Genomic DNA, 7,500 nt, shown 5'->3' on the forward strand with positions numbered 1-7,500 from the left:
AAGCGGATAAAAAAGATCTTATGAAAGGGGTTTTAAGAGATTCTAAAACTCGGATTAGGATCGTTCGTTCTCTCTGTAACTATCTCAAAAAAGAGATCGGAGGTGTTGTTTTAGGCTTAGAATGGTCTCCGATTGAGGGTAGATCCGGAAATAAAGAGGTCCTTTTGTATTGGAAATTGTAGTGGGGAAAATCGGAGTTTTAAGGAATTGGAATTCGTACTTTATTTTTTGTATAAGACCGTAATGGAAAGTTTTCAAATTTTATTCTTGTATGGAATCCTAAAGTTTCTGCGTGGATCATCGAATATAAAATCTCGATCGTATTGCAGTATGCGGAGATGATTGTTTTTGGGATTCTTGTCATTGGAAATATCGACTCCGGGAAGAAAGCGATTGAAGCGAATAAAGTTTGACAAATGGGGAGCCTTAAGCTTGTACGTCAAATCTTCAAAAGGAAAATGAATCATTACTCATCTCTACATAATAGAGTGTCCGAAATTCTGCGTTTAAACGGGGATTTGTGCTAAAATTGGCGGTACTTCTTTATGGAGAGATCAGTAGATTCAAACGAAGAATTTGAAAGTTCACTTTACATTTTGGTCCGAAAAAATACAAAGTATAAATCTTAAAAGTTTTTAGGATAATTTATAAATCGGTTTGAGAGAAGGGCTTGTTCCGGAACCATAACGAAAGATCCTGTTTTTTATCTTCTACAGACTTTATTTGAAAATAAGATACATTATAAAATTTGAATATGAGAACGGGGCTTATGGAGCAAAAAATAGAAAATAAAAAAGGGGAAATCCCACAGCTGAACGGATTGCGAGCGTTTGCAATTGTCGTTGTATTTGTGTATCATTATTATTTTTATTCCGGATATACCTCCGCAAATAATAATGCAATTCTCCAAGCATTTATCGAAATACTTCATCACTTTGAAGTGAACTTGTTTTTTATTCTCAGCGGTTTTTTAATTTCTATGGCCTTGTGGAAAGAATGGTCGGAGAACGGAAAAATTCGTTATTTGGATTTTTTCTTAAGGAGAAATTATAGGTTACTTCCTGTTTATTATCTTTTTATCACGATTAGTTATTTGATAAATCGGATTTCCTACTCTATGAGTGAAAAATGGGTGGCGACAAAAGAATTATCCGTACCTGAAACATTAATGGCTTTGAATGTTATGGAGAGTACGGATAACGGTTTACAAAACGCTTGGGCTGATTTCGTTTTTCTTGGGAATTATCTAAGAGGGCCTAATATTCATACTTGGTTCCTATCCATAATAGAACAATTTTATCTGATATTTCCTTTTTTGTGCGGATTCATTCTGTTTAAACGGGATTTTTTTACAAGACAATGTATTCTTTGGGGATTGTATTTGATTCCCGGCTTGTTGAGAGTTTATATTTATCTTAGTCCGGATATTTTTGGAACGGATTATGAAACCTTGGTTTTCCGCCCTACGCATACTCGTGCGGATTCCATTGTTATGGGAGTGATTCTCATGGATTGGATTGTCAATCGCCGAGATTATCTGAAAAGATATCTATCGGGTCGTGCGGTGAGTTTTTTATTGATTCTATTACCCTTTTTGATTTTAGTTTTTATTAATTTAAAAAGTGAATCCGTTTATTCTTTTTTTTCAGGGACGATAAGATTCAACTTAATTGATTTCGTTTACTCGTTTATTCTTTTATCGGTAATCTTTTTTCCTAACACTCTTTTGGCCAAAGGGCTAAGTCTAAAATTTATTACTCCGATCGCAAATCTAAGTTATACGATTTATATATGGCATTTACTTCTTTCCTTAATTTCTTTTGGTGTGTTAAAAGTGTTGTTGCCCGATCTTTTTGAAACCGGCTTAGCTTTTTTTATTTTAAGCCTTGTGCTGAGTTTTCTTTTTACCTTTGGGGTTTCTTGGTTGATACATCGATATATTGAAGAGCCGTTGAGTCGCCTTTTTAAAAAGATTTTTTCGTCTGCGTCTCGGTGACTTTCATTTATCTTGTATCAGAAAGAACTTTTCCGGTCTACTTTTACTCATATTCCTTTTGAAGAATTTTTGGGACTTCTGCCGGGACCACTTGTACTTTATGTGTGAGAGTTCCCACATTTTCGCAAATTCTAGAATCGAAAGCGCATAGAGAAAGAAATGTGGGAACTACCGCAAAATTCTGCGGACTCGGAATCAAAAAAAGCGGAACTTGAATACCGATTCTTTAAATTAGGGGGCCAAATTCCGATTTGTATCCGTGTCAAATCGAACCGGAATGGACGTGCCGGCTCTTTTTTCTTGACTTTGGGGGTCAAAGCGAAAATCTGGCCTCTACAGGACGATATTTTCATGTCAGTATTATCAAAAGCGCATAGAACTCCTTCTCTTACGAAAGAAAATGCCGTAAAAGGCTGGTTTGTAGTGGATGCGGAAGGAAAAACTCTGGGAAGACTCGCTTCCGGGATCGCCGCAAGACTTCGCGGAAAACACAAAGCCACCTTTACTCCGAACCAAGATTGCGGGGACAATATCATCGTTATCAATGCGTCCAAAGTGAAAGTAACCGGTAACAAGGAAATGCAAAAGATATACTATCATCACTCTCGTTATCCGGGTGGGATGACCGAAACCGTGTTTAAGGATCTGATTACAAAACAACCGGAAAAGGTAATCTACGAAGCGGTAAAAGGAATGCTTCCAAAAAGCAAACTCGGAGATAAAATACTCACCCACTGTAAAATTTTTTCGGGTGCGGAACACAACCTCCAGGCACAAAAGCCTGTGAAACTGGAAATCTAAGGAGACCTGATAAGAATGGCATCCACAAAAGAAATTTGGGCTGTAGGAAGAAGAAAGACCTCCGTTGCTCGCGCGAAAATCAAAGAAGGTTCCGGTAAAATCACCGTTAACCACAAAGATATCAAAGACTATCTTCAAAACCGCAAAGCAATCATTGATGAAGCGATTCGTCCTCTTTCTCTTTTGAACGTTCAGGACAAGTATGATTTGAATCTGAATGTAACCGGAGGAGGAATCACCGGCCAAGTAGGAGCGATCCGTCACGCACTTGCGAGAGCGATTTGCAGGATTAAACCGGAGTTCCGTCCAGCTGTAAAAAAAGAAGGATTTTTAACAAGAGATCCGAGAATGGTGGAAAGAAAGAAATACGGTCTTCACAAAGCGAGAAGAGGAACTCAGTTCTCCAAACGTTAAGTTTCTTTTTTATTTCATTTCGTTTTTTGAAATGCCTGAATCTCTTTCGTCCGAGAGTTTCAGGCATTTTTTGATTTTAGAGGTATCATGAAACCAAAAACCGTATCGGAAATTCGCGAAATTTTTTTAAACTACTTCAAAGATAAATCCCACAGCGTGGTTCCGTCGTCTTCTCTTCTTCCTGCGGGAGATCCCACACTTTTATTCACGACTGCGGGAATGGTACAATTCAAACCGTTCTTTACCGGAGCGGTTGAGCTTCCTTATACAAGAGCGACTTCCTGTCAAAAATGTCTTCGGACCACCGACCTCGAAGTGGTCGGTAAAACGGAGCGTCATTGTACTTTTTTCGAGATGCTCGGAAATTTCAGTTTCGGAGATTATTTCAAGGAAGAGGCGATTACATACGCGCTCGATTGTTCTGTAAATCATTTCGGGTTCGATAAGGATAAAATTTGGGTTACGGTTTATACGGACGATGACGAAGCGGAAAAAATCTGGCTTTCCAAAGGAATTCCCAAAGACCGCATAACGCGCTTAGGGAAAAAGGATAACTTTTGGGGACCGGCGGGGGACAGCGGGGCCTGCGGACCTTGTTCGGAACTCTATTTGGATCGGGGAATCGAGAAAGGCGGACCGAACTGCGCTACTAGCGGGACCTGTGGACCCGGTTGCGACTGCGATCGTTTTTTAGAATTTTGGAATATAGTATTCAACCAATTCAATCAGGATACGGAAGGAAATCTGCATCCGCTCAAACAAACTGGGATCGACACCGGTTCTGGTTTGGAAAGGGTCGCTCTTTTGTTACAAGGAGTAGATTCCGTTTACGATACCGATGAACTTCGCAAGATCATTTCCTTTTACGAAGAATTATCTGGAATCCTCTACGAAACGATTCCGTCCGGAGTTCAAGTTCAAAGAAATGACACTAAACAAATTCAAGATAGTAGGAAAACCGCATTTAGAGTTGTAACCGATCATATCCGTTCTGTGTTGTTTTCGATCGGAGACGGAATTTATCCGGATAGAACCGGAAGAGGTTACGTGATCCGCCGTTTGATCCGCCGTGCGACTCTTTTCGGGAGAAAGTTGAACTTCGGAGAACCGTTTCTTTATAAACTCGTCGATAAGGTCGTAGAGATTTACAAACCGCGTTATCCGGAACTTGGAAAGAACGCCTCCGCGATTGCAAAGACCATTCTCGCGGAAGAAGAACTCTTCTTAAAAACTTTGGAACTCGGCCTCGAAAAGATCGAGTTTCTCGTTCAGAAAACGAAATCTGCCGGCAAACCGATCTTTTCCGGAACGGATGCGTTCTTACTTTATGGGACCTACGGTTTCCCTGCGGAGATGACAGAGGAAATCGTAGTGGAACAGGGGCTTGGTTTCGACAAAAAAGGATTTCAGGAAGAACTAGAAAAGGACAGGCAGGTTTCCCGCGAATCCTGGAAAGTCAATAAAATCTCTTTAATGACGGGGCAGGAGACGGGAAAGACGGAGTTTCTGGGTTATTCTTCTGTATTAGAAAAAGGGAATATTACGCATTTATTCTACAGATTGCACCGAAGTTCAGATTCTATATCGCAAAAAGATTCAAAGTTACTCCCAATCGAGCAACCTGAATTGCGCTCCTTCGGAAGCAAAGATGAAATGGGCTCGTACGATTATAAACCTTCTTCTACTTTGAAAGAAGGACAGACAGGTGTGATCGTTCTAAACAAAACTCCTTTTTATCCGGAAGGAGGGGGACAGGTCGGAGATATTGGCTTCTTGCGTCAGGGGAAAAACGTATTCAAGGTTTTGGATACGCAAAAAGAAAACGACGTCATTCTTCATTTTGGAGAGGTTTTGAGCGGAGAATTCTCCATTGCCCAGGAACTTGAGGCCGAAGTGGAGGCGACTCGCAGAGAGAGACTTAGATTTCATCATTCGGGGACCCACCTTTTAAACGGAGCGCTTCGAACTCTTTTAGGAGATCATGTCCTACAAAAGGGTTCCGTCGTTTCTCCTGAGTATCTTCGTTTTGATTTTTCTCACCCTTCCGCGCTTACTTCGGAAGAAATTCGCAAAATAGAATCCTGGGTTAATGAATCGATTCGTAAGGATTTCCAAGTGGAGACTAAGGAACTTGGAATCGACGACGCGAAAAAGACCGGAGCCATCGCGACCTTCGGAGAAAAATACGGAGACCGAGTGAGGGTCGTCCAGATGGGAGACGCTTCGGTCGAGTTTTGCGGCGGAACTCATGTTTCCCACACGGGAGAAATCGGATATTTTTTTATTAAAAAAGAGTCTTCTCCGGGTGCGGGTAATCGTCGTATCGAAGGCGTATGCGGTCCGGCGGTGATCGAAACGTTTCAAAATCGTTTTGCGGAGCTCACCGAGTCTGTGCAAAATTTAAACTTAAAAATCAAATCGGAGTTAGGTGAAGAGGAAAAAAATCTTCTGATAACGTCCCATGTTCCCGGACCGGAGGAAATTCGGGAAAAGCTTGAAAAGGAAGGAGCATCTGCGGTTACATTTTTCCGAGACCTTTCCGAAAGTATTGTTTTCAAAATCGAGGAAAATACTTCTTTATTCTTAAAAGCAAAAAAAAGTTTGGAATCGAGAGATTTTGAAAATAACAATTCCGTAATCGAAAAAGTTTTTTCTTCTTCGATCGAAACTGGAATTGGTAAGATTGTTTCCGCAATCTTCGATGACAAGGATCCGAATTCTCTCAAGGGTCTTTCGGATAATCTCAAGGTTCGGGAAAACAATCTTCTCGTGATTCTCGGAAGTAAGAATGCGGATAACGCGAGTGTCGTGATCACTTGCTCTTCCCAACTCGTTTCTAAGGGAATTCATTGTGGGAATTTGGTTAGAACCGTCTGCGAGATGTTAGGTGGTAAGGGAGGGGGAAAGCCGGATATGGCTCAAGGCGGCGGTAAGGAAAAGCAAAACTTGGAATCCGCAATCTCTTTCGCGATCCAATTAGCAAAACAAACTTTAACCGGAGAAAAAGTATGAGCGATCCATCCTTTGACGTAGTGTCCGAAATCAGTAAGCCGGAATTGACCAACGCAGTGACTCAGGCTCTCGGAGAGATCAAGAACCGTTTTGATTTTAAGGGTTCCAAGTCGGATATTCAACTCGAAGACGAACAACTCGTTTTAGTTTCGGACAACGAGGCCAAACTCGAAAGTGTGATCGACGTTCTTATTTCCAAGATGGCAAAGAGAGGGATCGGATTGAAGAATTTCGATTTCAAATCCAAGATTGAACCCGCGACAGGTGGAACCGTTCGGATGAAGGTAAAGATCCGAAAGGGTATGGAAAAAGAACAAACCAAAGAAGTCACCCGAGTCATCAAGGATTCCAAACTCAAGGTCAACGTCACGATTATGGGAGAATCCGTTCGAGTTACCGGTAAGAAAAAAGATGACCTTCAAGAAGTGATCCATCTTTTGAAGAATGCGGATCTTCCGTTCGACGTTCAATTTACGAATTACAAGTAATCGACCTTCTTCTTGACGGAGTTGCGATTCTCTGTCAAACTTTGCAACTACGCAGAAATCGTAGATGAGTTCCACTTTGCCTATGACCGAATTCAAAACGGATAAAGATCTGGCCTTCTTTGCTTCGTTGCATTAAGAATATCACTCTCGGAACTGTCTTACGTTCAAGAATCATACCAATTCTGTGAGGTTCAAGGTTCTCAAAGGATTTTTTCTTAAGAAATAAGCTCTAAAATCCAAAAAGAACGTCCTAATCAAATTTCTGTGTGAAATTGCTTTTTGCAAAGCCGAATAGACAAACGGTCGCGGTGCACAAGGAATCATTTTTTTCATTTATGGTTTTCGTTTCGAATGCTGCGTTGTCGAACGGAAGAATTCTTTTCTTAAACAAATCGAAGCCTGATTTGGTCAAACTAGCATGAAAAAAATATTACTCATCGGTGTTTTAGCAAGTTTTGTTTCCTCCGGAATTTTTGCCGGGGAGGAAAGCCCGGTAAAATTCAAACTGGAAAAAAGTTTTGGAAATTCTTATCTTTTGAAAATCGCCTATCCGGCTAATTACGGTATTCAAAAGGACGCTCCTCATAAGATTTTTTTGAATGCGGGTAACGGAGTAAAAGTGGAAAAAGCCGATCTGAAGGTGAAAGGAAAAACTTCCGAAAAGAAAAAAGAATATTTTGCGTCTGTCGATCCGATTCCTCTCATTGTGACCGGCAAAGGAGAACTAGAAATTCACGGAAAAATTTACTACTGTAATTTCGATAAAAATATCTGTATTCCCGGAAAAAT

The 7,500-nt window shown here is 40.7% G+C and carries 7 protein-coding genes (2 of these 7 cut by a window edge); all 7 read left to right on the plus strand.

Annotated features, from left to right (window positions below; genetic code table 11):
* Positions 1-182, plus strand: the 3' portion of a protein-coding gene (locus LEP1GSC062_RS15935) for a TlyA family RNA methyltransferase (RefSeq protein ID WP_010576511.1). Its footprint begins 598 nt before the window's first position; the window shows 182 of its 780 coding nt (coding positions 599-780); its start codon lies off the left edge, out of view; the stop codon is at positions 180-182.
* A gap of 587 nt (positions 183-769) precedes the next feature.
* On the plus strand, positions 770-1,996 hold the full coding sequence (locus tag LEP1GSC062_RS15940; RefSeq protein ID WP_039942392.1) for an acyltransferase family protein: 1,227 nt from the start codon (positions 770-772) through the stop codon (positions 1,994-1,996).
* Between the two features lie 351 nt (positions 1,997-2,347).
* Entirely contained in the window at positions 2,348-2,797 is a 450-nt protein-coding gene (gene rplM, locus LEP1GSC062_RS15945) for a 50S ribosomal protein L13 (protein WP_010576512.1), read from the plus strand.
* A 15-nt stretch (positions 2,798-2,812) separates the two neighbouring features.
* Positions 2,813-3,211, plus strand: a complete 399-nt coding sequence (gene rpsI, locus LEP1GSC062_RS15950) for a 30S ribosomal protein S9 (RefSeq protein ID WP_004506213.1) — start codon at positions 2,813-2,815, stop codon at positions 3,209-3,211.
* 87 nt (positions 3,212-3,298) lie between these two features.
* Positions 3,299-6,223, plus strand: coding sequence for an alanine--tRNA ligase (gene alaS / locus LEP1GSC062_RS15955; protein ID WP_020984789.1), 2,925 nt, complete (start codon positions 3,299-3,301; stop codon positions 6,221-6,223).
* The gene (locus tag LEP1GSC062_RS15960; protein WP_010576513.1) at positions 6,220-6,711 is read left to right on the plus strand and encodes a YajQ family cyclic di-GMP-binding protein; all 492 of its coding nucleotides are present in this window, start codon (positions 6,220-6,222) and stop codon (positions 6,709-6,711) included. Before alaS ends, LEP1GSC062_RS15960 begins: the two co-directional genes overlap by 4 nt.
* A 418-nt stretch (positions 6,712-7,129) precedes the next feature.
* Positions 7,130-7,500 carry the 5' portion of a cell surface protein MPL17 gene (mpl17, locus tag LEP1GSC062_RS15965; protein ID WP_010576514.1) on the plus strand. Its footprint extends 25 nt past the window's final position, so the window shows 371 of its 396 coding nt (coding positions 1-371); its start codon is at positions 7,130-7,132; the stop codon falls past the right edge of the window.

The organism is Leptospira alexanderi serovar Manhao 3 str. L 60 (assembly GCF_000243815.2).
Taxonomy (GTDB): domain Bacteria; phylum Spirochaetota; class Leptospiria; order Leptospirales; family Leptospiraceae; genus Leptospira; species Leptospira alexanderi.

Excerpts from the sequence above, each read along its gene's own strand:
- LEP1GSC062_RS15940 (WP_039942392.1), top strand. The coding sequence starts at position 770 with ATGGAGCAAAAAATAGAAAATAAAAAAGGGGAAATCCCACAGCTGAAC.
- rplM (WP_010576512.1), top strand. The coding sequence starts at position 2,348 with ATGTCAGTATTATCAAAAGCGCATAGAACTCCTTCTCTTACGAAAGAA.
- rpsI (WP_004506213.1), top strand. The coding sequence starts at position 2,813 with ATGGCATCCACAAAAGAAATTTGGGCTGTAGGAAGAAGAAAGACCTCC.
- alaS (WP_020984789.1), top strand. The coding sequence starts at position 3,299 with ATGAAACCAAAAACCGTATCGGAAATTCGCGAAATTTTTTTAAACTAC.
- LEP1GSC062_RS15960 (WP_010576513.1), top strand. The coding sequence starts at position 6,220 with ATGAGCGATCCATCCTTTGACGTAGTGTCCGAAATCAGTAAGCCGGAA.